The organism is Burkholderia sp. HI2714 (genome assembly GCF_002223085.1).
GTDB classification, from domain to species: domain Bacteria; phylum Pseudomonadota; class Gammaproteobacteria; order Burkholderiales; family Burkholderiaceae; genus Burkholderia; species Burkholderia lata_D.
Window position 1 is genome coordinate 1 of record NZ_NKFM01000146.1, and the last position, 1,281, is coordinate 1,281.

1 pseudogene is annotated in these 1,281 nt (G+C 58.6%); it reads left to right on the forward strand.

Annotation, left to right across the window (positions count from 1 at the left end):
• Positions 1-1,208: pseudogene (locus CFB82_RS43680) on the forward strand (hypothetical protein); the annotation flags it as partial.
• Positions 1,209-1,281: the final 73 nt, after the last annotated feature.

The window sequence follows — 1,281 nt, forward strand, 5'->3', positions numbered from 1 at the left end:
ATGACAAATATGACGAGGAATTTTACGGGCGTCTGTTCAACGAGGGCGACAAGAAGTGGATGGAGGATCATGCGGGGAGTCGCTTGCTGGCGCGAGATCTGAATCGGTCTGCCTTGATCCCTACTGGAAAGGAAATTAAGGACGCCGGGTTGTCGGACACCCGCGTGATGAAGTATCTCCGCGCTGTCAAGGTGGCACTTGACTCGAGTCCAGAAGTCCGTCCAGCGCTTCCGAAAGCCGCTGAGGCGGCTGGCCGGTTGGCGTCGGCGTTAACGTCCAAGGTATTGCAGCGGCGGGAGCAGGCGGCAATCGAACGTGCACACGACACGTACGTCAAGGCGGAGATTGAAAAGGCCGAAGGACAGCTAAGCTGGGCTGTCTTTCAAATTGTTCAGCAAGAGTGGCAGAAAGCCATGACGCAGGCGGGACTGTCCGATCGCGAGCAAATTGAACCACTTAAACTGAGTCAGTCGATTTTCGCTGAACTAGCATCCGAACCGTCGATCAAAAATTACTTGGCACAGGTTAAGGCGAATGCCCGTGCGTTGGCGGAACAGCCTGGGTGGGCGCTTGAAGCGGCCCCTGGCAATGGGGTAGAGAGCGCAATACACGAAATAGTACCGGGGCGCGTTGAAGGCGCCGTGCGCGACACGATGGTCCGTGTGGCAGAAGAGAAGGCGAAGGAAAAGGCTCGAGAAGAGGCGCGCGAGAAAGTTGCGGAGGAAGCAATGAAAGCGGCGCAAGCCAAGGCGACCGAAGAGGCTAGAAAGGACGCGCAAATCCGAGCCGCAGAGGAGGCTAGGTTGCGGGCGGAAGACAGGGCCAGGGAGGAAGCGGAGAAGGTCGCTCGGGCACGAGCCGAAGAGGAGGCTAAGCGGCGGGCGGAAGACAAGGCCAAGGAGGCAGCGGAGAAGATCGCCCGAGACCGAGCCGAAGAGGCGGCCAGACGGGAGGCGGAAGCGAAGGCTCGCGAATTCGTTGAGCGTGAGGCAATGAAGCGCCTCGACAGGCTGTCTGAAGAGATTGAGAAATTGAATCGTGAAGACGAGCGTCAATCTTTGGAGGAGTTGGAGGCGCGGCTTATCGCGCTGCGTATGGCATCTGTTGACCACTTGCCGGCGCTCGGGCGCAGCGAACGAGTCGCTGAGCAGCATCGGGAAGCGGAATATATTGATTCGACGGGGCGTCTTCGTCGGGCGTGGCAATAGAAGCGAGGGAGATTCTATCGGCTTTGTTCGATAGGGTGGGCGCTCAGTTGGTTGCGGGCGCAATTAGGCTGTC